This is a genomic window from Sphingomonas sp. 10B4, assembly GCF_035019905.1.
In the GTDB taxonomy this organism is placed as follows: domain Bacteria; phylum Pseudomonadota; class Alphaproteobacteria; order Sphingomonadales; family Sphingomonadaceae; genus Sphingomonas; species Sphingomonas glacialis.
Window position 1 is genome coordinate 1 of sequence record NZ_JASJVC010000037.1, and the last position, 20,670, is coordinate 20,670.

25 protein-coding genes are annotated in these 20,670 nt (G+C 65.2%); 21 read left to right on the forward strand and 4 right to left on the reverse strand.

The features are described from left to right. Positions 1 to 27 precede the first annotated feature (27 nt). The 3 genes from gap to QN347_RS12075 all read left to right on the forward strand — a co-directional run bounded on the left by gap (position 28) and on the right by QN347_RS12075 (position 2,770). On the forward strand, positions 28 to 1,020 hold the full coding sequence (gap, locus tag QN347_RS12065) for a type I glyceraldehyde-3-phosphate dehydrogenase (protein ID WP_323494040.1): 993 nt from the start codon (positions 28 to 30) through the stop codon (positions 1,018 to 1,020). Between the two features lie 140 nt (positions 1,021 to 1,160). Then, positions 1,161 to 1,568 (forward strand): MOSC domain-containing protein, encoded by a 408-nt coding sequence (locus QN347_RS12070; RefSeq protein ID WP_322164187.1) that lies wholly within the window; start codon positions 1,161 to 1,163, stop codon positions 1,566 to 1,568. Beyond that, positions 1,565 to 2,770, forward strand: coding sequence for a phosphoglycerate kinase (locus tag QN347_RS12075; protein WP_322162880.1), 1,206 nt, complete (start codon positions 1,565 to 1,567; stop codon positions 2,768 to 2,770). Before QN347_RS12070 ends, QN347_RS12075 begins: the two co-directional genes overlap by 4 nt. A gap of 56 nt (positions 2,771 to 2,826) precedes the next feature. Here QN347_RS12075 and QN347_RS12080 read toward each other — a convergent pair whose 3' ends face one another. Both QN347_RS12080 and QN347_RS12085 read right to left on the reverse strand, forming a co-directional pair. Then, the gene (locus QN347_RS12080) at positions 2,827 to 3,333 is read right to left on the reverse strand and encodes a TlpA disulfide reductase family protein (protein WP_322162882.1); all 507 of its coding nucleotides are present in this window, start codon (positions 3,331 to 3,333) and stop codon (positions 2,827 to 2,829) included. A gap of 48 nt (positions 3,334 to 3,381) precedes the next feature. Next, the gene (locus QN347_RS12085) at positions 3,382 to 4,587 is read right to left on the reverse strand and encodes an MFS transporter (protein WP_322162884.1); all 1,206 of its coding nucleotides are present in this window, start codon (positions 4,585 to 4,587) and stop codon (positions 3,382 to 3,384) included. A 135-nt stretch (positions 4,588 to 4,722) separates the two neighbouring features. Here QN347_RS12085 and QN347_RS12090 point away from each other — a divergent pair, with 135 nt between their 5' ends. The 5 genes from QN347_RS12090 to QN347_RS12110 are packed head-to-tail and all read left to right on the forward strand — an operon-like array spanning position 4,723 to position 7,282. After that, positions 4,723 to 5,631 (forward strand): class I fructose-bisphosphate aldolase, encoded by a 909-nt coding sequence (locus QN347_RS12090; RefSeq protein WP_133189402.1) that lies wholly within the window; start codon positions 4,723 to 4,725, stop codon positions 5,629 to 5,631. 36 nt (positions 5,632 to 5,667) lie between these two features. Beyond that, positions 5,668 to 6,117 (forward strand): hypothetical protein, encoded by a 450-nt coding sequence (locus QN347_RS12095; RefSeq protein WP_322162887.1) that lies wholly within the window; start codon positions 5,668 to 5,670, stop codon positions 6,115 to 6,117. Then, positions 6,107 to 6,805 carry a thiamine phosphate synthase gene (thiE, locus tag QN347_RS12100; protein ID WP_322162888.1) on the forward strand — a complete coding sequence of 233 codons (699 nt, stop codon included), beginning with the start codon at positions 6,107 to 6,109 and terminating at the stop codon, positions 6,803 to 6,805. The genes QN347_RS12095 and thiE overlap by 11 nt, the downstream gene beginning before the upstream one ends. Before the next feature lie 32 nt (positions 6,806 to 6,837). Beyond that, on the forward strand, positions 6,838 to 7,032 hold the full coding sequence (locus QN347_RS12105) for a stability determinant (RefSeq protein ID WP_322162890.1): 195 nt from the start codon (positions 6,838 to 6,840) through the stop codon (positions 7,030 to 7,032). Beyond that, positions 7,007 to 7,282 (forward strand): type II toxin-antitoxin system RelE/ParE family toxin, encoded by a 276-nt coding sequence (locus QN347_RS12110; RefSeq protein WP_322162891.1) that lies wholly within the window; start codon positions 7,007 to 7,009, stop codon positions 7,280 to 7,282. The genes QN347_RS12105 and QN347_RS12110 overlap by 26 nt, the downstream gene beginning before the upstream one ends. A 1-nt stretch (position 7,283) precedes the next feature. Here the strand turns inward: QN347_RS12110 and QN347_RS12115 are convergent, their stop codons facing one another. Next, on the reverse strand, positions 7,284 to 7,829 hold the full coding sequence (locus QN347_RS12115) for a DUF882 domain-containing protein (RefSeq protein WP_322162892.1): 546 nt from the start codon (positions 7,827 to 7,829) through the stop codon (positions 7,284 to 7,286). A 79-nt stretch (positions 7,830 to 7,908) separates the two neighbouring features. Here QN347_RS12115 and QN347_RS12120 point away from each other — a divergent pair, with 79 nt between their 5' ends. The 4 genes from QN347_RS12120 (at position 7,909) to QN347_RS12135 (ending at position 11,159) form a co-directional block, all read left to right on the forward strand. Continuing rightward, on the forward strand, positions 7,909 to 8,925 hold the full coding sequence (locus tag QN347_RS12120; RefSeq protein WP_322162894.1) for a L,D-transpeptidase family protein: 1,017 nt from the start codon (positions 7,909 to 7,911) through the stop codon (positions 8,923 to 8,925). Positions 8,926 to 8,929: 4 nt separating this feature from the next. After that, a complete protein-coding gene (locus tag QN347_RS12125; RefSeq protein ID WP_322162896.1) occupies positions 8,930 to 9,538 on the forward strand; it encodes a M23 family metallopeptidase in 609 nt (202 codons plus the stop codon). A 57-nt stretch (positions 9,539 to 9,595) separates the two neighbouring features. Then, complete coding sequence (efp, locus tag QN347_RS12130) at positions 9,596 to 10,159, forward strand: elongation factor P (protein ID WP_010187254.1); 564 nt, start codon at positions 9,596 to 9,598, stop codon at positions 10,157 to 10,159. 187 nt (positions 10,160 to 10,346) lie between these two features. Continuing rightward, a complete protein-coding gene (locus QN347_RS12135; protein ID WP_133189384.1) occupies positions 10,347 to 11,159 on the forward strand; it encodes an inositol monophosphatase family protein in 813 nt (270 codons plus the stop codon). Between the two features lie 40 nt (positions 11,160 to 11,199). Here the strand turns inward: QN347_RS12135 and QN347_RS12140 are convergent, their stop codons facing one another. Then, positions 11,200 to 11,853 (reverse strand): hypothetical protein, encoded by a 654-nt coding sequence (locus tag QN347_RS12140; RefSeq protein ID WP_322162898.1) that lies wholly within the window; start codon positions 11,851 to 11,853, stop codon positions 11,200 to 11,202. 175 nt (positions 11,854 to 12,028) lie between these two features. Between QN347_RS12140 and ndhC the strand changes: the two genes are divergently transcribed. The 9 genes from ndhC to nuoI are packed head-to-tail and all read left to right on the forward strand — an operon-like array spanning position 12,029 to position 20,645. After that, entirely contained in the window at positions 12,029 to 12,403 is a 375-nt protein-coding gene (ndhC, locus tag QN347_RS12145) for an NADH-quinone oxidoreductase subunit A (protein ID WP_133189380.1), read from the forward strand. Continuing rightward, on the forward strand, positions 12,394 to 12,972 hold the full coding sequence (locus tag QN347_RS12150) for a NuoB/complex I 20 kDa subunit family protein (protein ID WP_229839220.1): 579 nt from the start codon (positions 12,394 to 12,396) through the stop codon (positions 12,970 to 12,972). Before ndhC ends, QN347_RS12150 begins: the two co-directional genes overlap by 10 nt. Continuing rightward, positions 12,969 to 13,793, forward strand: coding sequence for an NADH-quinone oxidoreductase subunit C (locus QN347_RS12155; protein WP_322162899.1), 825 nt, complete (start codon positions 12,969 to 12,971; stop codon positions 13,791 to 13,793). The genes QN347_RS12150 and QN347_RS12155 overlap by 4 nt, the downstream gene beginning before the upstream one ends. Continuing rightward, positions 13,790 to 15,025, forward strand: coding sequence for an NADH-quinone oxidoreductase subunit D (locus QN347_RS12160; RefSeq protein ID WP_133189376.1), 1,236 nt, complete (start codon positions 13,790 to 13,792; stop codon positions 15,023 to 15,025). Before QN347_RS12155 ends, QN347_RS12160 begins: the two co-directional genes overlap by 4 nt. Beyond that, entirely contained in the window at positions 15,025 to 15,693 is a 669-nt protein-coding gene (locus QN347_RS12165; protein WP_189675238.1) for a complex I 24 kDa subunit family protein, read from the forward strand. Before QN347_RS12160 ends, QN347_RS12165 begins: the two co-directional genes overlap by 1 nt. Next, positions 15,693 to 16,997, forward strand: coding sequence for an NADH-quinone oxidoreductase subunit NuoF (nuoF, locus tag QN347_RS12170; protein ID WP_189675237.1), 1,305 nt, complete (start codon positions 15,693 to 15,695; stop codon positions 16,995 to 16,997). Before QN347_RS12165 ends, nuoF begins: the two co-directional genes overlap by 1 nt. Next, entirely contained in the window at positions 16,997 to 18,997 is a 2,001-nt protein-coding gene (nuoG, locus tag QN347_RS12175; protein WP_322162902.1) for an NADH-quinone oxidoreductase subunit NuoG, read from the forward strand. Before nuoF ends, nuoG begins: the two co-directional genes overlap by 1 nt. After that, on the forward strand, positions 18,994 to 20,163 hold the full coding sequence (gene nuoH, locus QN347_RS12180; protein WP_322162903.1) for an NADH-quinone oxidoreductase subunit NuoH: 1,170 nt from the start codon (positions 18,994 to 18,996) through the stop codon (positions 20,161 to 20,163). The genes nuoG and nuoH overlap by 4 nt, the downstream gene beginning before the upstream one ends. Then, positions 20,160 to 20,645 (forward strand): NADH-quinone oxidoreductase subunit NuoI, encoded by a 486-nt coding sequence (nuoI, locus tag QN347_RS12185; protein WP_133189365.1) that lies wholly within the window; start codon positions 20,160 to 20,162, stop codon positions 20,643 to 20,645. The genes nuoH and nuoI overlap by 4 nt, the downstream gene beginning before the upstream one ends. The last annotated feature ends 25 nt before the right edge of the window (positions 20,646 to 20,670 follow it).

Below are 20,670 nucleotides of genomic sequence, written 5' to 3' on the forward strand. Positions count from 1 at the left end.
AGATGTGTATAAGAGACAGAGGTAGCGATCAACGGTTTTGGGCGCATTGGCCGCCTTGTCGCGCGTGCAGTGCTCGAGCGCGGCGACACGGGTCTCGAACTGGTGGCGATCAACGATCTCGCCGATGCCAAGTCGAACGCCTGGCTGTTCAGCCGCGATTCGGTCCACGGCAAATATCCCGGCGAGGTTTCGGCCGAGGGCAACGATCTCGTCGTCGACGGTAAGCGCATCCGCGTCACCGCCGAGCGCGACCCCGCCAATCTCCCGCACAAGGAATTGGGCGTCGACATCGTGCTCGAATGCACCGGCTTCTTTACCGACCGCGAGAGCTGCCAGAAGCATCTCGACGCGGGCGCCAAGAAGGTGCTGATCTCGGCACCGGGCAAGGGCGTCGACCTGACCGTCGTATTCGGCGTCAACCACGACAAGCTCACCGCCGAGCACACGATCGTGTCGAACGCCTCGTGCACGACCAACTGCCTCGCGCCCGTCGCCAAGGTGCTGAACGATGCGATCGGCATCGAGCGCGGCCTGATGACGACGGTCCATGCGTACACCAACGACCAGAAGATTCTCGACCAGATCCACCCGGACCTGCGTCGCGCACGCGCCGCTGCGATGTCGATGATCCCGACCACGACCGGTGCCGCGCGCGCAGTCGGCGAGGTTCTGCCCGAGCTCAAGGGCAAGCTCGACGGCTCGGCGATCCGTGTTCCCGTTCCCGACGGCAGCCTGATCGACCTGACCTTCATGCCGTCGCGCGAGACGACCAAGGATGAGGTCAACGCGATCCTCAAGGCAGCGTCGGAGAGCGGTCCGCTCAAGGGCGTGCTGGTCTATTCGGACGAGCCGCTCGTCTCGATCGACATCGTCCACACGCCGGCGTCGTCGACGATCGACAGCCTCGAGACCGCGGTGATGGACGGCAAACTCGTCCGCGTCGTCAGCTGGTACGACAACGAATGGGGCTTCTCGAACCGGATGGTCGATACCGCCGGCGCGATGGGGAAGTTCCTCTGATGACCGATACCGTCGCCCCGGCGCAGGCCGGGGCCGCTTTGTTGTCAGGCGATGCGCTGGATAACGCAGCGGCCCCGGCCTTCGCCGGGGCGACGGGGGTTCTCGCCGGCATCGCGCGCCACGGCCGACCCAAAGGGCCGATGGAGACCGTCGATCATGTTGAGGTCACGCTCGATGGCGGGATCCACGGCGACTTTCGCGGAACGATAAAGCCCGGTGGCAAGGGGCGGCGGCAGGTCACGTTGATCGAGCGTGCCGATTGGGACGCTGCGATGGCCGAGGTCGGCCACAGCCTGCCGTGGTTCGAGCGGCGTTCGAACCTGCTCGTCGAAGGCCTTGATCTGCCACAGCGCGCCGGCACCAAAGTGCGTATCGGGGACGATGTCGTCCTCACCATCACACGCGAGACCGATCCATGCGAACGGATGGAGGCGCTCGCGCCGGGCCTCAAGGCAGCATTGCTGCCCGATTGGCGCGGCGGCGCGTGTTCGCGTGTTCTTGTCGGCGGGATCATCCGCGTCGGCGATTCAATCAGGGTGGAACCATGACGGATTCTTCAGTGACGCGCGCTTTCAAGACCCTCGATGACATGGGCGACGTGCGCGGCAAGCGCGTGCTGGTCCGCGAAGATCTCAACGTGCCGATGGCCGACGGAAAAGTTAGCGATGACACGCGCTTCCGCGCAACCTTGCCGACGGTGACCGAACTGTCCGACAAGGGCGCGATCGTGCTGATCCTCGCGCATTTCGGGCGGCCCAAGGGCGTGCGCAATCCCGACATGTCGCTGGCGCTGTTGACCAAGCCGTACGAGACCGTGCTGGGCCGTCCGGTCCAGTTCGTCGACTATGACGGCGCGGCCGACGCGATGGCGAACCTCCAGCCGGGCGACGTCGCGATCCTCGAGAATACGCGCTTCAATGCCGGCGAGGAAAAGAACGACCCCGCGTTCGCGGCACAGCTCGCCGCGCTCGGTGATTTCTACGTCAACGATGCCTTCTCGGCCGCACACCGCGCACACGCCTCGACCGAGGGGCTCGCGCATCTGCTCCCGGCGTTTGCGGGTCGCGCGATGGAGACCGAGCTCGACGCGCTCGACAAGGCGCTCGGCAATCCCGAGCATCCCGTCGCGGCGGTGGTCGGTGGCGCCAAGGTGTCGACCAAGCTCGACGTGCTCAAGCATCTCGTCGCCCGCGTCGATCATCTCATCATCGGTGGCGGGATGGCGAACACCTTCCTTGCGGCACGCGGCGTCGATGTCGGGAAAAGCCTGTGCGAGCATGAGCTTACAGGCACTGCCGAAGAGATTTTCGCAGCAGCCGAACAGGCCAATTGCACGATCCATCTGCCCTATGACGTCGTGGTGGCGAAGGAATTCCGCGCCAACCCGCCGGTCCGTACCGTCAACGTCCATGAGGTCGCCGCCGACGAGATGATCCTCGACGTGGGGCCGGCGGCGACCGAGGCGCTTGCCGACGTGCTCAAGAACTGCCGCACGCTGGTGTGGAACGGCCCGCTCGGCGCGTTCGAGACGCCGCCGTTCGACACCGCAACCGTCGCGCTGGCGAAGACCGCGGCGGCGCTGACCAAGAGCGGCTCGCTCGTCTCGGTTGCGGGGGGCGGCGATACCGTCGCGGCGCTCAACCAGGCGGGCGCGGCCGACGACTTCACCTTCGTCTCGACCGCGGGTGGCGCGTTCCTGGAATGGATGGAAGGCAAGGACTTGCCGGGGGTTGCTGCGCTTTCGCGGTAAACGGCCGGCTGACCGTCCCCTCGCGCGGCAGGTGCCGGAGAGGGGACGGTCGAGCCTCACCCCGCCGGCACAGGCTCCTGGAGCAGTGGCACGAGTAACGCATTGAGCTCACCGAGCTCGAACGCGCTGGCCTTGGCGTAGCGCAGTCGCCCGGCGCGATCGATGACGAAGTTGGTCGGCACGCCCGCCATCGCGGCATAGGGCCCCTTGATCCGCCGCGCCGATTGCATGTGCATCACCGCGAACAGCTTCTTGAGCTGGAACGGCTGGAGCGAATCCTCGGTCGCGATCGCGAAGACCTTGAGGCCGTGGCCTTTCTGCGCTTCGTAATATGCGTCGAGCAGCGGTAGCTCCTGCTTGCACGGCCCGCACCACGTCGCCCAGAAGTTGAGCACGACGACGTGCCCGTGAAGCTGGTCGGAGGAAACCTTGCTGCCGTCGATCAGCGTCAGTTCGAACGGCGGGGCGAGATCGCCGACCTTGGGTTGCGGGCTCGCGCCCGCCAATAGCGCAGCCGCAACAACCAGCGTCAACCTGCAAGAAAATCTCGATAAAATCCGCATCGCTACGCCCCCGTAATCGCACGAGAGTGTCGCGGATCGCGCGGGCGGTCAATCCTTGGCGCGCTCGGCTTGGGGGGCGGACGGGCGATCGAACAGCAGATAGAGCAGCAACGCCAAACCGCCGATCGCAGCGCCGATCAGGCTCGAGAACGACCAACCGCCCGCCGCGAAGCTCGCGCTGCCGATCAGCGATCCGCTCGCGCCGAACACGAAGACGATCGTCATATAGGCGGCATTGATCCGCCCGCCGGCTGCGCTGTCGAGCCCAAAGATGATGCGTTGCCCCGAAATCTGGTTGAGCTGCACCGCGGCGTCGATCAGCACCGCGGTCACCGCAAACGCGATCAGCGCCCCGGCTGCGACGACCAGGTCGGCGGCGATGAACGACAGCATCAGCAGCGCCAGCGCGACGAGCGTCGTCGCGCGCGCGTGGCCCTTGTCGGCGAGATAGCCGGCAATTGGTGCCGCAAGCGCGCCGCCCGCGCCGGCGAGCGCGAACAAGGCGATGCCGTTCGCCCCCAGCCCGAAGCGCCGCGTGAGGACGAGCGGCGCCGCGGTCCAGAACAGGTTGAACGCGATAAACAGCAGCGCCTGATACGCCGCGCGCAGCCGCAGGACGGGATAGCGCCGCAGCAGTTCGAGCGACGAGGCCAGCAGCGCGGAATAGGTGAGGGTGCTGTCAGGACGTCGCGATGGCAGCATCAGCAGCAAGGCGAGGCCGACCAATGCGGTGACGCCAGCCGACCAGAAGAACAAAGCGCGCCACCCCAGCGCGCCCGCAACGAAGCTCGCGACCGGTCGCGCGAGCATGATCCCGGTAAGCAGTCCGCTCATCACCAGCCCGATCGTCCGGCCTTGCCGCGCTTCGCTGCTGAGCTTGGCGGCAAGCGGAACGAGGACTTGCGCGCCGACCGAGCAAATCCCGGTGGCGAGTGCGGCGACGAGGAAGGTGCGCGGCCCCTCTGCCAGCGCGATGCCGATGCAGCCGAGCGCCGCGCCGACGGTGGCGATGATGATCAGCCGCTTGTTCTCGATCAGATCGGACAGCGGCACGATGAAGGCGAGGCCAAGGCCGTAGCCAAGCTGGGTCAGCGTGACGATGCCGCCCGCCGCCGACGGCGACAGGCCGATGTCGGGGCCGATCATGCCGATCAGCGTCTGGGCGTAATAGAGGTTGGCCACCATCGCCCCGCAGGCAACCGCCATAAGGGCGGTGACGGCGGGGGACAGGTCATGCGTATCGGGATCACTCATGCCGCCTGCGAAAGCGCGCGCGGCGACGAAAGGCAAGTGCGCAGGTCGCAATCGCCTAGCCCACGATTGCTGCGTTGCAGTCCATTGCCGGGCTGACTATCAGCCGCACAAAGAGTCACAACCGGAGAGCTGTCGATGACCCCAATAGTTCAAGCCATTCTCGACAAATATGAGTCGGATAGCCCTGCTACCAAGGCAAATCTTGCGCGCATCCTGATGCACGGCAAGCTCGGCGGCACGGGCAAATTGGTGATTCTCCCGGTCGATCAGGGCTTCGAACACGGCCCGGCGCGCAGCTTCGCGGTCAATCCGGCGGCGTATGATCCGCATTATCACTGGCAGCTCGCGGTCGACGCCGGCCTCTCGGCATTCGCTGCACCGCTCGGCATGATCGAGGCGGGCGCACAGACCTTTGCCGGCCAGGTCCCGACGATCCTCAAGGTCAACAGCTCGAACAGCTGGGCGCAGGGCGCCAACCAGGCGGTGACGGGTTCGGTCGAGGACGCGGTGCGGCTCGGCTGCGCGGCGATCGGCTTCACCATCTATCCGGGTTCGGACGATTTGTTCGAGATGATCGGCCAGATCCGCGAAATGTCCGCCGAAGCCAAGTCTGTCGGCATCGCCACGGTGATCTGGTCGTACCCGCGTGGCGGCGTGCTGCCCAAGTCGGGCGAGCTCGCGCTCGACGTCGGCGCCTATGCCGCGCACATGGCGGCATTGCTCGGCGCGCACATCATCAAGGTCAAGCTGCCGAGCGATCACATCGAGCAGAAAGAGGCCAAGCCGATGTACGAGGGCACCGACTGGTCGAACCAGGCGGACCGCGTCAAGCACGTCGTCCAGTCGAGCTTTGCCGGGCGCCGGATCGTCGTCTTCTCGGGCGGCGCGGCGAAGGGGTCGGACGCGGTCTATCAGGACGCGCGCGACATTCGCGACGGCGGCGGCAACGGCTCGATCATCGGGCGCAACACCTTCCAGCGCCCGCGCGACGAAGCGCTCGAGATGCTCGCCAAGATCGTCGCAATCTACAAGAACGAGGAATAGGCCGTGGAATTCGCCTATCATCGGAGTTTAGCTCCGATGATAGGTGTTCTGCTCGGCATCGCGATCGTCGAGATGCTGGTGGTGCATCTCGTCGTCGTCGCATGGCTCGGCTGGTGGGCGGCGCTGGTCGCTGGCGTGCTTGATGGCTCGCTGGTGATTGCGCTGATCGGCCTGATCCGATCGTTCCGGCGCCTGCCCGTGACGCTGGCCGATGGCGTGCTGACGATGCGCGCGGGGTGGCTGCGATCGGTGGCGATTCCCGTCGCGAATATCGCCGGGTTGCGCGCCAGCTGGGATGCCGCGGCGATCAGGCAGCGCGGTGTCCTGAACCTCGCTTTGGCGAGCTGGCCGAGTGTTGTCGTGGATCTCGATCCGCCGATCGTGCAGCGCCGCGGCGGCCAGCTCCACGCGGTCGCGCACAAGCTCGATGATCCGGTGGCTTTCCATGCCGCGATCGCGGCGCTATCGCGCAGCGATGGACATTGAAGACGCACGCGGCGAAGATCCGCTCGGCCCGCTCGACCCCAATTTCGCGGCACGCTTCACGCGCGACATCCGCCGGCCGCCGTGCCAGCTCTATCTCGTCTCGCCGCTCGACGTCACCGGCGGCTTTGCCGATCGGCTGAAGCGTGCGCTCGACGCCGGGCCGGTCGCGGCGTTCCAGTTCCGCGTCAAGGACGTCGACCAGCACGTCGCCGCCGCGCTTGCCGATCCGCTGCAGCGGATCTGTGCCGATGCCGATGTCGCCTTCATCGTCAACGACAGCATCGCGCTCGCCAAGCGGCTCGGCGCCGATGGCGTGCATCTCGGCCAGGAAGACGGCGACCCGCGCGAGGCGCGCAGCGAATTGGGGACGACGGCGCAAATCGGCGTGTCGTGCCACGACAGCCGCCACCTCGCGATGGAAGCGGGCGAGGCGGGGGCGGACTATGTCGCGTTCGGCGCTTTCTACCCGACGACGACGAAGGTGACCGACCATGTCGCCGATCCGGTGCTGCTGTCCTGGTGGACGACGGTGTTCGAAATCCCCTGCGTCGCGATCGGCGGGATCACCCCGGCCAATGCCGCGCCGCTGGTTGCGGCAGGTGCGGACTTCGTCGCGGTATCGAGCGCGGTGTGGGGCGGCGATGAGGCCGCTGCGGTTCAGGCCTTCGCAGCGGTGCTCGCTGGCTAGAGGCTGGCGCGGATTCGTGCTAACGCGGAGGCATGGCCAAGCTGTCTCCGATCGAGTCCGAATTCGCCACCACCGAGGAGGCCGAGGCGTATGACGTCTGGTTTCGGGCGAAGGTCCAGGAGGCGCTTGATTCGACTCGGCCTAAGATCCCGCATGACGAAGCGATGCGGCGGGTGCGCGGGACGATAGCCGAGGCGAAGCGTGCTGCCGGTCGTCTGGACCGCTGAAGCGCTCGACGCGCTGGACCAGATTGCAGCGTTCATCGCCGCGCGCAACTTGCTCGCGGCGGATCGCCTGCAGTCGCTGTTCGAGCAGGCCGCGGAGAGGCTGCCGCTCCATCCCTACATGTATCGGTCCGGCCGGGTGAGTGGGACGCGCGAGGCGGTCGTCCACCCGAATTATATCTTGGTCTATCAGGTCGGCGAGACCGCAATCGACATTCTTGCCGTCCTGCACACCCGGCAAGACTACCCCTGATCTACCAGTGCCGCACGCGCCCGGTGTCGACATGGACGAAGCCGTCGCGCGGATAAAACCCCACACCGCCGCCGCCCAGCGCCAACGCCGCGCCGTGCAACCGATCAAGCCGCACGCCGGCGACCTTGATGTCGGTCGCCTTGCCCAGCATGTGCTGGCTCTGGCTCGCGACGCCGGTATGCGAACCGCCTCTGGCGCGCAGCGAGGCGTTGGTGGCGGGCGATCGGTAGCCCGAAATAAGGTCGATCTTGGTGCGGCCGCTCAATTCCAGCTTGTCGCGCAGCCTCACCAGCAAGGCGAGCAGCCGGCGGTCCATCGCGGTCGCCTGGCCGGTGCGCCAGTCGCGCAGGCCGTGGTTGAGCTCGGCCAAGCCTTGCGGAACGAACGATCCGTTGCGCGCGAACAGCGCGTCGACGCTCTCGCCGGTGTGGACGTTGCGGATCGCGAGGCGCCACTCTGTGCCTATGGCGACCGCGGGAAGCGGGAAGGCGAGCGCCGCACCGCCGGCGAGGACGCCGCCGAGCAGGCCCCGTCGCGAAAGTTTCATTTCGGGATCGCGTAAAGTGTCGGACACAAGCGTGTCACAAGTCGTTGTCTGCATAGTGAATATGTAGGAGCCGAGCGTAATGCGGAAAATGGTGGCCGGAACGGCCTGTCTGGCGATAGCCTCCTTTGGGCTGATCGCCGCTGCCGCGCCGGGAACAAAAGCTGCGTCCACCGCGACCAAGCTCGATCCGTCCACGCTTCACGTTCAGGTGATCCTCGATCATCTCGGCTTCTCGCCCGGCGTGCTGGATGGTCGCGAGGGCAAGTCGCTGGTTGCCGCACTGAAAGGCTTTCAGGAAACGCGCGGTCTTGAGCAGACCGGCGCGATGGACAAGCCGACGCTGCAGGCACTGTATCCCGATCGTAAGTGGCGCCCGACAGTGATGGTGACGCTGACGCCGGAAATGCTTGCTGGCCCATACATCAACCCGCTGCCGAAGGACCCGGCGCTGCAGGCGAAGCTGCCGCAGCTTGGCTATCGCACTGCGATGGAGAAGCTCGGCGAGATGTTCCACACCACGCCAGCGGTGCTGGTCGAGCTCAACAGCCCGACGACGCCGCTCAAGGCGGGCAGCAAGATCGTCGTCCCGAACGCAATCGCGACGTCGATGGCCTACAATCCGAAACTGCCGGAGAAATGGCGCCAGACCCTGGCCTCGCTCAACGTCGACTCAACGCAGCCGGCAGGCGCCAAGATCGTGGTGAGCAAGTCGCGCGAAGTGCTGCGCGTGCTCGACAAGGACGGCAAGCTCGTCGCGCAGTTCATGGCGACGATGGGCAGCGAGCATGATCCGCTGCCGATCGGCACGTGGAAGATCAACGGCCCGTCGTACAACCCGCCGTTCCATTACAATCCCAAGCTGTTCTGGGATGCCAAGGGCAGCGCGAAGGCCGCCTTGCTTCCGCCCGGGCCGAACGGTCCCGTCGGCGTGGTGTGGCTCGATCTTTCGAAGGAGCATTACGGCATCCACGGGACGCCCTCGCCCGAGACGATCGGTCGCGCCGAAAGCCATGGCTGCATCCGCCTGACCAATTGGGACGCCGCGCGGCTCGCGATGATGGTCAAGCCTGGCACGCCGGCCATTTTCGAGAAGTGACCGCGTGAGCCGGGTTGCGCGTTTCGTTCTGATCTCGCTGGCGATCATGGCGGCGGCGTGGATCGCGCTGCTCGCCTTGCTGCCGGAGGCCTCGCGCCGGATCGGTGGCAGCGCCGAGCGATCGCCCGCCGTGAAGTCCCCGCCAGCGGTCGGTGCGGCGGGGGAGGGCGCAGTGCTCGCGGTCCCGATCGGCGGCGTGCGGCGACACGATGTTCGCGAGTCGTGGGGCGATCCGCGCGAGAACGGGCTGCGCGAACATCATGGCACCGACCTGGCAGCGCCTGCCAACACGCCGGTTTTGGCGGCGGCGCCCGGTACCGTTGAGAAGCTCTGGACCAGCGCCGCGGGCGGGACGACCGTGTACGTCCGTTCGCCGGCGCGGAACTGGACCTATTATTATGCTCATCTCAGCGGCTATGCGCCGGGCCTTCAGGAGGGCCAGTCGGTCAAGGTCGGGGACGTGCTCGGCTATGTCGGCGACACCGGGAATGCCGGCGTCGGCAATTTCCACCTGCATTTCGGTTTGACGCACACCACGCCCGACCAGCATTGGTACGAAGGCATGGACGTCGATCCCTACCCCTATCTTGCCGGAAAGGCCTTGCCCCGCTAAGGCGCACGTCCGCGCGGCATGCCGTGCGCTTGGCTCTTTCCAACTACAGGCTCCCCCATGAAGATCAACGCGGTCGAAATTCGTCCCGGCAATATCCTGGAATATGAAGGCGGTATCTGGAAGACCGTTAAGATCCAGCATACCCAGCCGGGTAAGGGCGGGGCCTATATGCAGGTCGAGATGAAGAACCTCATCGACGGCCGCAAGACCAATGTCCGCTTTCGTTCGGCCGAAAGCGTCGAGAAAGTCCGGATGGACACGGTCGATTTCCAGTATCTGTTCCGCGAAGGCGACACGCTGACCTTCATGGACAAGATCAATTACGAGCAGATCACGCTCGACGCCGGCATTCTCGGCGACGCGGCGGCTTTCCTGCAGGACGGTATGGACGTCGTCATGGAGCTCTGGGACGAGCGCCCGATTTCGGTGCAGCTCCCCGACACGATCGAAGCGACGATCGTCGAGGCCGATGCCGTGGTGAAGGGGCAGACCGCCTCTTCGTCGTACAAGCCCGCGATCCTCGAGAATGGCGTGCGCGTGATGGTGCCGCCGCATATCGGGGCCGGCACGCGGATCGTCGTCGATGTGTACGAGCAGACCTACGTCCGCCGCGCGGACTGATCAATTCTGCCTAGCCCTCTCCCGCCTTCGCGGGAAAGGGTTGGATGAGGGCCTTCTTCTTCCTCGCCGCGCCGAACGAAGACGGCCCTCACCGACTACGACTAGGCCCGCCCGAAGAGGGCGGACCAAGTCTCCGTAGCCTCTCCCGCGCGCGGGAGAGGGCAAGAGTCTCTATCGAGTATAGCCAATGCCCTCCCATTCCGGCCTCATGACGATCATCGACCGCGCCGTCCGCAAGGCCGGCCCGCGGCTGCGGCGCGATTTCAACGAAGTCCAGCAGCTCCAGGTCAGCCGCAAGGGGCCCGCCGACTTCGTGTCGATGGCCGACGAGCGCGCCGAGCAGACGATCTACGAGGAACTCTCGCGCGCCCGCCCCGATTGGGGCTTCCTGATGGAAGAGCGCGGCGAAGTCCCCGGCGACCCCAACAAGCCGCGCTTCATCGTCGATCCGCTCGATGGTACGACCAACTTCCTCCACGGCATCCCGCATTTCTCGATCTCGATCGCGGTCGAGGAGACGCTGCCCAACGGCAAGCGCGAGATCACCTCGGCGATGGTCTATCAGCCGATCACCGACGAAGCCTTCTGGGCCGAAAAGGGCCGCGGCGCGTGGGTGCAGGAGCAGCGGCTGCGCGTCTCGGCACGCCGCGACCTCTCCGATTCGCTCATCGCGACGGGCATTCCCTTCCTCGGCCACGGCAATTTCACCGAGTGGAGCCGCATCTTCGGTGCGATCGCGCCCGAAGTCGCTGGCATCCGCCGGATGGGCTCGGCCGCGCTCGACCTCGCCTGGGTCGCGGCGGGGCGGTACGACGGCTATTGGGAAAGCGGCCTCAAGCCGTGGGACGTCGCGGCGGGCATGCTGCTGGTCAAGGAAGCCGGTGGTTTCGTCAGCGATTTCCGTGGCAGCGACCAGATGATGCAGCGCAGCGAGATTCTTGCGGCAAACGACGCGCTGCAGTCGCGACTGCACAAGCTGCTCGCAAACGCGCTGCGGTAAGCGGACCAAAGCCCCTCCCTTGAAGGGGAGGGGCAAGAATTTATCGAGTCTGCGCGCCGGTCAGGCCATGCGCCGCACGATAATGATCGACCGCGATCAACATCCCCGCGATCTCGGCCGGGGCGAAGCCTTCGTCCCGCTCGGCGCCGGTTTTCGCCTTCAGACGATATTTCCACACCGCGACCCGGCCCGGCAGGTACTTCGCCGCGAGCGTGCGCAGCAGCGCCTCGTCGACCGGGAAAGCGAAGGTCTCGAGATACGCGCACCCGACATAGACACGGCACGATCCGCGGTAGCGGCCGATGGGGATGAGCGGCACCGACACCGGTCCGTCGGGCGTTTCGTAGTTCACCACCTCGAACCGAGCACGGTGCTGCTCGGTGTAGCGCACCATATGATAGACTTGGAACCGCGTCTCGCCGCTCGTCTTGTCGACGAACGCCCGAAAGAAGCCGTCGTCGTTGACGATCCCGAGCAGCCCGTCGTGCTGCTGCCAGCCGCGCATCGTCGAAATCGTCGCGACGGTCTCGAGCGCGTCGTCCTTCACATCGGCCGCGGCGGCGAATTGATCGGGCGTCATCGCGAAAAGCGCGCCGACTTGGTGGGGCAGGGGATCGGCAGATGCGCTGGCGGGCGCCGCAGCCGCCATCAAAACCGCCAGCCGAAGCACGATATGCCGCGCGCGCATTGCCATCCCCCGATGCTCGTCCCCGCTAAGAGTTTGACGCATCGCGATTGTACGTCAAGCACGACGCTTCGCCGGGCTTGTTGCGATTCATTCTCACGCCTCTAAGCCTTGCTCGCTCCGGGGCATCGTCCTAAAGCCCCGGGCATCCGTTCGCACATGCGAGAAGCACCCAAGGCTGATCATGCTCGACCTGTCGCAATATCTCCCGATTCTGCTGTTCCTGGGCGTAGCCCTGGTGCTGTCGAGCGCCTTCGTGTTCCTGCCGATTCTGGCGGCACGCTTTACCGGCGCGCACAAGCCTACTGCCGAGAAGCTCAGCGAATATGAGTGCGGCTTCCCCGCATTCGAGGATCCGCGCAGCCAGTTCGACGTGCGCTTCTACCTCGTCGCCATCCTGTTCATCATCTTCGATCTGGAAGCGGCGTTTCTCTATCCCTGGGCCGTATCGGTCTTCAAACTCGGTTGGGTCGCCTGGGGCTCGATGATGCTGTTCATCGTCGAACTCGCGCTCGGCCTCGTCTATGCATGGAAGAAGGGAGCGCTCGAATGGGAGTAGCACCAAGCCTGCCCGGTCACTCGGGCCCCGTCGAGCTGCTCCGGCAGCCCAGCGGCAGCGACATCATCCAGCCCGATCAGGCGTTCTTCAACGATCTGAATGGCGAACTCGGCGACAAGGGTTTCCTCGTCACCTCGACGGAAGACCTGTTCCACTGGGCGCGCACTGGCTCGCTGTGGTGGATGACCTTCGGCCTCGCCTGCTGCGCGGTCGAGATGATCCACGTCAACATGCCACGCTACGATCTCGAGCGCTTCGGCGCCGCGCCGCGCGCGTCGCCGCGCCAGTCGGACGTGATGATCGTCGCCGGCACGCTTTGCAACAAGATGGCCCCGGCGCTGCGCAAGGTCTACGACCAGATGTCGGAGCCGAAATACGTCATCTCGATGGGGTCGTGCGCCAATGGCGGCGGCTATTACCACTATAGCTACTCGGTCGTTCGTGGCTGCGACCGGATCGTTCCGGTCGACATCTACGTGCCGGGCTGCCCGCCGACCGCCGAGGCGCTGCTCTACGGCATCATGCAGCTCCAGCGGAAGATCCGCCGCGTCGGGACGATCGAACGGTGAGGGCGCCTGCACCCGCCTATGTCGCCAATGATGGCGTGATCGATGCGGCCTCGGCAGCGCTCGGTGGCCGTCTGCTGCACTCGCTCGACGCCGTTGGCGAAGTCGCGCTCCACGTCGATCGCGCCTCGCTGGTCGAGACGATGGTCGCGCTGCGCGATACGCCCGGCCTCGAATATCAGCAGCTGATGGAGATCGCCGGCGTCGATTATCCCGATCGCGGGGTCGATCGCTTCGAAGTGGTCTATTGCCTGCTCTCGTTGACGCGCAATCATCGCATCCGCGTGCATGTGCAGACCGATGACGAGAAGCCGGTGCCATCGGTGACGGGCATCTGGCCGGTCGCCGGCTGGCTCGAGCGCGAAGTGTACGACATGTACGGCGTGCTCTTCTCGGGCAATGCCGATCTGCGGCGCATCCTCACCGACTACGGCTTTCGCGGTCATCCGCAGCGCAAGGACTTCCCGCTCAGCGGCTATGTCGAACTGCGCTATTCGGAAGAGGCCAAGCGCGTCGTGTATGAGCCCGTCCAGCTTGCGCAGGATTTCCGCACGTTCGACTTCATGAGCCCGTGGGAAGGTGCCGAATACGTCCTTCCGGGCGACGAGAAGGCTAAGCTTCCCGAAGAGAAGGGCGCGCCGACGCCGCTCAAGGCCGACGAGATCGTCAAGGCCGACGCCAACGTGTCTGCCAAGGCCGCGCCGAGCGACCCGAAGACGACCGAAAGCACCGCGCAATCGGGCGCCGGCAAGCCCGGTCCGGGTGCCGGCGAGAAGCCCGCCGATCCCGACGTCGTTCCCTCCCCCAAGGGGCAGAACCAGTGACAGAGTATCTCGACCAGCTCGAAAAGCGTTTCGACGGCGAAGACCCCGAGGTCGGCGACGTCGAGATTCAGAACTACACGATCAACTTCGGTCCGCAGCATCCCGCGGCGCACGGCGTGTTGCGCCTGGTGATGGAGCTCGACGGCGAGATCATCGAGCGCGTCGATCCGCATGTCGGCCTGCTGCACCGCGGCACCGAGAAGCTGATCGAGTACAAGACCTACATGCAGGCGCTGCCGTATTTCGATCGCCTCGATTACTGCTCTCCGCTGTGCATGGAGCATAGCTATGTGCTCGCGGTCGAGAAATTGCTCGATCTCGAAGTGCCGCTTCGCGCGCAATATCTGCGCGTGCTGTTCGCCGAACTGACGCGCATTTCGAACCACATGCTCAACCTCGGTAGCCACGTCATGGACGTCGGCGCGATGACGCCGAACCTGTGGCTGTTCGAGATCCGCGAAGACTGCATGAACTTCTTCGAGCGCGTCTCGGGCGCACGCATGCATAGCGCGTACTTCCGTCCGGGCGGCGTCCACCAGGATGCGCCGCTCAAGCTGCTGACCGACATCGCCGACTGGCTCGACACGCGCCTGCCGCGGCTGTTCGAGGATGCGATCTCGCTCGTCGCCGACAACCGCATCTTCAAGCAGCGCAACGTCGATATCGCGACGGTCAGCCGTGACGATGCGATCAAGTGGGGCTTCTCGGGTCCGATGATCCGCGGCTCGGGCATCGCCTGGGATCTGCGCAAGTCGCAGCCGTACGACGTTTACGACCGGATGGACTTCGACGTGCCGGTCGGCACGCGCGGCGATTGCTATGACCGGTTCATGGTGCGCGTCGAGGAAGTCCGCCAGTCGGCGCGGATCATGAAGCAGTGCCTCAACGAGATGCCAGAGGGGCCGATCGCGTCGCTCGACCGCAAGGTCGTCCCGCCCAAGCGCGCCGAGATGAAGCGCTCGATGGAGGCGCTGATCCACCACTTCAAGCTCTACACCGAGGGCTTCCACGTGCCGGCCGGCGACGTCTATGTCGCGACCGAAAGCCCCAAGGGCGAGTTCGGCGTGTATCTCGTCGCCGACGGCACCAACAAGCCGTATCGCTGCAAGATCCGCCCGACCGCCTTCTCGCATCTGCAGGCGATGGACTTCATGTCGAAGGGCCACATGCTCGCCGACACGACCGCGATCCTCGGTGCGATGGACATCGTTTTTGGTGAATGTGACCGCTAATGGCTGAAGCCCCCAAGATCCCCGACGAAGCCGAGACCCGCGCCCGCTGGGGCGCGTTCGCCTGGACCGAAGAAAACCAGAAGAAAGCGAACGAGATCCTCGGTCGCTATCCCAAAGGTCGCGAGCAATCGGCGTCGCTTCCGCTGCTCGATCTCGCGCAGCGCCAGGTCGGCGCCGAGACGCAGACGCAAGGCTGGCTGCCGGTTCCGGTGATCGAGTTCGTCGCGCGCCAGATTGGCGTGCCGTACATGCGCGTCTACGAAGTCGTCAGCTTCTACACGATGTTCAACATGGCGCCGGTCGGCCGCTATCACGTCCAAGTCTGCGGCACGACGCCGTGCCTGCTCGGCGGCAGCGACGACGTGCTCTCGGCATGCAAGAACAAGGGTCTGATCAAGGGGCGCACGACGCCCGACGGCATGTTCACGCTCACCGAGGTCGAGTGCCTGGGCGCGTGCGCCAACGCGCCGATGGTCCAGATCAACGACGACAATTTCGAAGACCTGGATTACGACAAGACCACGGCGATCCTCGAGGCACTCGCCACGGGCGGGACGGTGACACCGGGCTCGCAGACTGGGCGTCGCGACAGCTGCCCGGCGGGCGGGCCGACCTCGCTCACCGCAATGGTCGATGAAAACCACGATTATCGCGAGGAGTGGGCCTGATGCTCGCCGACAAGGATCGCATTTTCACCAACGTCTACGGTTTCCAGCCGTGGAACATCGACGCCGCGATAAAGCGTGGTGATTGGGACAACACCAAGGGCCTTATGGCGCTCGGGCAGGATGCGCTGATCGACGCGGTCAAGGCATCGGGCCTTCGTGGCCGTGGCGGCGCTGGCTTCCCGACCGGCACCAAATGGTCGTTCATGCCCAAGGAGCCGAAGGCCGATCGCCCGAACTTCCTGGTGATCAATGCGGACGAGTCCGAGCCGGGCTCGTGCAAGGATCGCGAGATCATCCGCCACGATCCGCACAAGCTGATCGAGGGCGCGCTGATCGCGGGCTTCGCGATGCGCGCGCGCGCGGCGTACATCTACATCCGCGGCGAATATATCCGCGAGGCCGAAGTGCTCTTCGCGGCGATTGCCGAGGCGTATGACAAGGGCTTGATCGGCAAGAATGCTTGCGGGTCGGGCTACGATTTCGACGTGTTCTGCCATCGCGGCGCCGGCGCATACATCTGCGGCGAAGAGACGGCGATGCTCGAGAGTCTCGAGGGCAAGAAGGGCCAGCCGCGGCTTAAGCCGCCGTTCCCGGCAGGGGCGGGGCTCTACGGCTGCCCGACGACGGTCAACAACGTCGAGTCGATCGCGGTCGTTCCGACGATCCTGCGCCGCTCGCCGGAGTGGTTCGCCAGCTTCGGCGCGGAGAACAACCGCGGCACCAAGCTGTTCCAGATCAGCGGCCATGTGAACAAGCCGTGCGTCGTCGAAGAGGCGATGTCGATCACCTTCCGCGAGTTGATCGAGACGCATTGCGGCGGGATTCGCGGCGGCTGGGACAACCTCCTCGCAGTGATCCCCGGTGGTTCTTCGGTGCCGTTGGTGCCAGCGGCCGAGATCATGGACTGCCCGATGGACTTCGACGGCCTCAAGAAGGTCGGCTCGGGGCTCGGCACCGCGGCGATCATCGTGATGGACAAGTCGACCGACATCGTCCGCGCGATCAGCCGCCTCTCGTACTTCTACAAGCATGAGAGCTGCGGCCAGTGCACGCCGTGCCGCGAGGGCACCGGCTGGATGTGGCGCGTGATGGAGCGGATGCGCACCGGCGACGCCGACATCTCCGAGATCGACACGCTGTATCAGGTGACCAAGCAGGTCGAAGGCCACACGATCTGTGCGCTCGGCGATGCTGCGGCGTGGCCGATCCAGGGTCTGATCAAGCACTTCCGCCCCGAGATGGAGCGGCGGATTACGGAAAAGCGCGGTGGTGGTCTCTCGCCGATGATGGAAGCGGCTGAATAATGCCTATTGTCAAAGTCGATGGCGTCGAAGTCGAAGTGCCAGCGGGCGCGACCGTGCTCCAGGCGTGCGAGATCGCCGGCAAGGAAATCCCGCGCTTCTGCTATCACGAGCGCCTGAGCATCGCCGGCAATTGCCGGATGTGCCTCGTCGAAGTGAAGCCCGGCCCCCCCAAGCCGCAGGCGTCGTGCGCGCTGCCGGCGGCGGACAAGCAGGAGATCTTCACCAACTCGCCGATGGTCAAGCAGGCGCGTGAAGGGGTGATGGAGTTCCTGCTCATCAACCATCCGCTCGATTGCCCGATCTGCGATCAGGGTGGCGAATGCGACCTGCAGGACCAGAGCCTCGCTTATGGTCGCGGCCACTCGCGCTATGACGAGAACAAGCGCGCGGTCACCGAGAAATATATGGGGCCGATCGTCAAGACGGTGATGACGCGCTGCATCCAGTGCACGCGCTGCATCCGCTTTGCCGAGGAAGTCGCCGGCGTCGAGGAAATCGGCGCGATCGGTCGCGGCGAGGACATGCAGATCGTGTCGTACCTCGAGGGCGCGGTCACGAGCGAGCTTTCGGGCAATGTCGTCGATCTCTGCCCGGTCGGCGCGCTGACCTCGAAGCCCTACGCTTTCGAGGCGCGTCCGTGGGAGCTCAAGAAGACGCTGACGATCGACGTGATGGACGCGGTCGGCACCAACATCCGGCTCGACAGCCGCGGTCGCCAGGTGCTGCGCGCCGTGCCGCGGATCAACGAGGACGTGAACGAGGAGTGGGCGAGCGACAAGACTCGCCACGCCGTCGACGGCCTGGTGCGCAAGCGCCTCGACACGCCGTACATCCGCAAGGACGGCCGCCTGACCAAGGCGACGTGGGACGAGGCGTTCGCTGCCATCGCCGCAATCGACGCGGGGTCTAGCGTAGCTGCCGTTGCGGGTGACCTGGTCGACGCCGAGACGATGTATGCCGCCAAGGCGCTGCTCGCGAGCATGGGGTCGACCCTGCTCGAAGGCCGCCAGACCGGCATGGATTACGACACGTCGAGCCTCGCCGCGGTCAATTTCAACACGACGATCGCCGGCACCGAAAAGGCCGACGTGATCCTGCTCGTCGGCAGCAATCTGCGCTGGGAAGCGCCGCTGGTGAACACGCGGATCCGCAAGGCGATCAAGAAGGGCGCGAAGGTCTTCGCGATCGGGCCGGAAACCGAGCTGACCTACAAGGTCGAATGGCTCGGCGCCGATCTGGCGCTGCTCGGCAATCTGCCGGAAGCTGTCACCGAGGCATTTGCTTCGGCAGAGCGTCCGATGGTGATCGTCGGTGGGGCAGGGCTCAAGGCGCTCGGCGCCGCGCTCGCGCTGGTTTCGCCGCTTGGCCTCGTCAAGGATGCGTGGAACGGCTTCAACGTCGTTCATATGGCGGCGAGCCGGATGGGCGGACTGATGCTCGGCTTCGCGCAGAAGGGCGGCATCGCCGATCTCGTCGCGGCGGCGCCTAAGCTCGTTTTCTTCCTCGGCGCGGACGAAGTCGATTTCAGCAAATTCGCTGGCAGCTTCAAGGTCTATGTCGGCCATCACGGCGACAAGGGCGCGGCGGCGGCCGACGTGATCCTGCCGGGCGCGAGCTATGCCGAGAAGTCGGGCACCTACGTCAATCTCGAAGGTCGCGTTCAGCGCGGCGAGCGGGCTGTGTTCCCCCCGGGCGACGCGCGTGACGACTGGACGATCCTGCGCGCGCTCTCGGCTGTGCTCGACAAGACGCTGCCATTCGACACGATCGAGGAACTGCGCGCCAACATGGGCTCCGATACGCCTTCGCTCGCGACGCTCGGCCTCGCCAGCTTCGACTGGGCACCACCCGCGCTCGACGCGAGCGTGACTGGCGAGATCACCGGCTATCCGATCCAGGACTTCTACTTGACCAACGCGATCTGCCGCGCGAGCCCGACGATGCAGCGCTGCTCGTCAGAACTCGTCCACGGTGTCGACTATGCGGAGGCAGCGGAATGACCTCCTTCTTCACCTATCGTTTCGGCTGGGACTATGGCTGGGCGTGGTTCGCCGCCACGCTGATGGACATCCTGCTCGTCGCGCTGCCGCTGATGCTGTCGGTCGCGATGATCATCTATGCCGATCGCAAGATCTGGGCGTCGATGGCGCTGCGCCGCGGCCCCAACGTCGTCGGGCCGTTCGGCCTGCTCCAGTCATTTGCCGACGGTCTGAAGGTGTTCCTGCAGGAAACCATCATCCCGTCCGCGTCGAACAAGGTGCTCTTCCTGCTCGCGCCGATCATCACCTTCACGGTGGCACTGATCGTGTGGGCGGTGGTGCCGTTCGATGCGCGCGCCGCGATCGCCGACATCAATGTCGGCCTGCTCTACGTGCTCGCGGCCTCGTCGCTCGGCGTGTACGGCATCATCCTCGCCGGCTGGTCGTCCAACTCGAAATATCCGTTCTACTCGGCGATCCGCGCCGCGGCGCAGATGGTATCGTATGAAGTCGCGATCGGCTTCGTGCTGATCTCGATCGTGCTGTGGACCGGCAGCTTCAACCTGACGAATATCGTCCAGGCGCAGAAGGGCATGGGCTTCGGCCTGATCAACGGCTTCTTCATCAACCCGTTGCTGTTCCCGATGGCGGTGGTGTTCTTCATCTCGTCGCTCGCCGAGACGCAGCGTGCGCCGTTCGATTTGACCGAGGCGGAGAGCGAGCTCGTCGCCGGCTACCAGACCGAATATTCGTCGATGTCGTTCGCGCTCTACTGGCTTGGCGAATATGCCAACGTCATCCTGATGTGCACGCTCAACGCGACGCTGTTCTGGGGTGGCTATCTGCCGCCGCTCGACATCCCGATCCTGTACATGGTGCCGGGGATCCTCTGGCTCTTCCTCAAGATGCTGGTGTTCTTCTTCCTGTTCAGCTGGGTGAAGGCGACCGTGCCGCGCTATCGCTACGACCAGCTGATGCGGCTGGGCTGGAAGATTTTCCTTCCGCTGTCGCTGTTCTGGGTGTTCCTCGTCTCGGGCGTGCTGATGCTGACCCGCGTCGGCACCGAGTGTGCGCCGCAGGACCGGGTCTATTCCAAGCAATATCTCTATGACGATGGTCGTCAGCGCTATCCTACCGATGGCGTGTGCCAGACCGCGTCCGCGAACCAGACGGAGAAGCGCTCGTGAACATCGGGCAGATCATCAAGTCGTACACGCTCTGGGAATTTCTCAAGGCGCACACGCTGACCTTGAAATATTTCTTCAAGGCCAAGGCGACGATCAACTATCCGTTCGAAAAGAATCCGATCTCGCCGCGCTTCCGTGGCGAGCACGTGCTGCGGCGCTATCCGAACGGCGAGGAACGCTGCATCGCGTGCAAGCTGTGCGAGGCGGTGTGCCCGGCGCAGGCGATCACGATCGAGGCCGAACCGCGCGACGACGGCAGCCGCCGCACGACGCGCTACGACATCGACATGACCAAGTGCATCTTCTGCGGCCTGTGCCAGGAAGCCTGCCCGGTCGACGCCGTCGTCGAAGGCCCGAACTTCGAATACGCGACCGAAACGCGCGAAGAGCTGATCTACGACAAGGCGAAACTGCTCGCCAACGGCGACCGCTGGGAAAGCGCCATCGCGGCGAACCTTGCCGCCGATGCACCGTACCGTTAAGCGCCACGCGACTTAGAGGGGCCCA

Coding starts and splice junctions, on each gene's coding strand:
- QN347_RS12070 (WP_322164187.1), top strand. CDS start 1,161: ATGGAGACCGTCGATCATGTTGAGGTCACGCTCGATGGCGGGATCCAC.
- QN347_RS12075 (WP_322162880.1), top strand. CDS start 1,565: ATGACGGATTCTTCAGTGACGCGCGCTTTCAAGACCCTCGATGACATG.
- QN347_RS12080 (WP_322162882.1), bottom strand. CDS start 3,333: ATGCGGATTTTATCGAGATTTTCTTGCAGGTTGACGCTGGTTGTTGCG.
- QN347_RS12085 (WP_322162884.1), bottom strand. CDS start 4,587: ATGAGTGATCCCGATACGCATGACCTGTCCCCCGCCGTCACCGCCCTT.
- QN347_RS12090 (WP_133189402.1), top strand. CDS start 4,723: ATGACCCCAATAGTTCAAGCCATTCTCGACAAATATGAGTCGGATAGC.
- QN347_RS12095 (WP_322162887.1), top strand. CDS start 5,668: ATGATAGGTGTTCTGCTCGGCATCGCGATCGTCGAGATGCTGGTGGTG.
- thiE (WP_322162888.1), top strand. CDS start 6,107: ATGGACATTGAAGACGCACGCGGCGAAGATCCGCTCGGCCCGCTCGAC.
- QN347_RS12105 (WP_322162890.1), top strand. CDS start 6,838: ATGGCCAAGCTGTCTCCGATCGAGTCCGAATTCGCCACCACCGAGGAG.
- QN347_RS12115 (WP_322162892.1), bottom strand. CDS start 7,829: ATGAAACTTTCGCGACGGGGCCTGCTCGGCGGCGTCCTCGCCGGCGGT.
- QN347_RS12120 (WP_322162894.1), top strand. CDS start 7,909: ATGCGGAAAATGGTGGCCGGAACGGCCTGTCTGGCGATAGCCTCCTTT.
- efp (WP_010187254.1), top strand. CDS start 9,596: ATGAAGATCAACGCGGTCGAAATTCGTCCCGGCAATATCCTGGAATAT.
- QN347_RS12135 (WP_133189384.1), top strand. CDS start 10,347: ATGCCCTCCCATTCCGGCCTCATGACGATCATCGACCGCGCCGTCCGC.
- QN347_RS12140 (WP_322162898.1), bottom strand. CDS start 11,853: ATGGCAATGCGCGCGCGGCATATCGTGCTTCGGCTGGCGGTTTTGATG.
- ndhC (WP_133189380.1), top strand. CDS start 12,029: ATGCTCGACCTGTCGCAATATCTCCCGATTCTGCTGTTCCTGGGCGTA.
- QN347_RS12150 (WP_229839220.1), top strand. CDS start 12,394: ATGGGAGTAGCACCAAGCCTGCCCGGTCACTCGGGCCCCGTCGAGCTG.
- QN347_RS12165 (WP_189675238.1), top strand. CDS start 15,025: ATGGCTGAAGCCCCCAAGATCCCCGACGAAGCCGAGACCCGCGCCCGC.
- nuoF (WP_189675237.1), top strand. CDS start 15,693: ATGCTCGCCGACAAGGATCGCATTTTCACCAACGTCTACGGTTTCCAG.
- nuoG (WP_322162902.1), top strand. CDS start 16,997: ATGCCTATTGTCAAAGTCGATGGCGTCGAAGTCGAAGTGCCAGCGGGC.
- nuoH (WP_322162903.1), top strand. CDS start 18,994: ATGACCTCCTTCTTCACCTATCGTTTCGGCTGGGACTATGGCTGGGCG.